1 pseudogene is annotated in these 479 nt (G+C 62.8%); it reads right to left on the bottom strand.

What is annotated here, in order from left to right:
• A pseudogene (locus tag C5B90_RS20100) lies at positions 1-479 on the bottom strand (preprotein translocase subunit TatC); the annotation flags it as partial.

The following is a 479-nucleotide window of genomic DNA, read 5'->3' as shown; positions in this document are numbered from 1 at the left end:
CCCATGATTTCGTTTTCCTCGCGGTCGGCGAACGCCTCGGGCGGCGCGGCGCGGATTCCGTCCGCGTCGAGCGCCGAGAGGTCGAGTTTCGTGGGGTCACCGACGCCGACCTGCGTCCGCTCGATTTGCTGAATATCGCGGAAGACGAGGTACGCGAGGCCCAGTAAGAGGGCGACGAGAACGCCAGCGACGATGAACGCACTGAGAACCAGTTGCGACCCCGGTTCGAGGAATCTGTACTGACTCCCGACGGCGACGAGCGCATCGTTCGCGAGCTTGATGCCCTCGTACTCGTAGAACGCGTAGACTAAGAGCCCGCCGCCGACGCCGGTGCCGGCGAGGAGGTTCCAGTGTTTTGTTGCGGTGCCTTTCAGGTCTAACTTCTCGCTGCCACGCTTGGCCGTGACGACGACTCGCGCGAGATAGAGACTGAAGGCGTACAGCGAGATGACCGGCACCGCCCACATGATTTGGGTGAA

Origin of the sequence: Haloferax sp. Atlit-12N (genome assembly GCF_003383095.1) — an archaeon.
Classification (GTDB): Archaea; Halobacteriota; Halobacteria; order Halobacteriales; family Haloferacaceae; genus Haloferax.
This window is presented reverse-complemented; position numbering and strand designations above follow the sequence as displayed.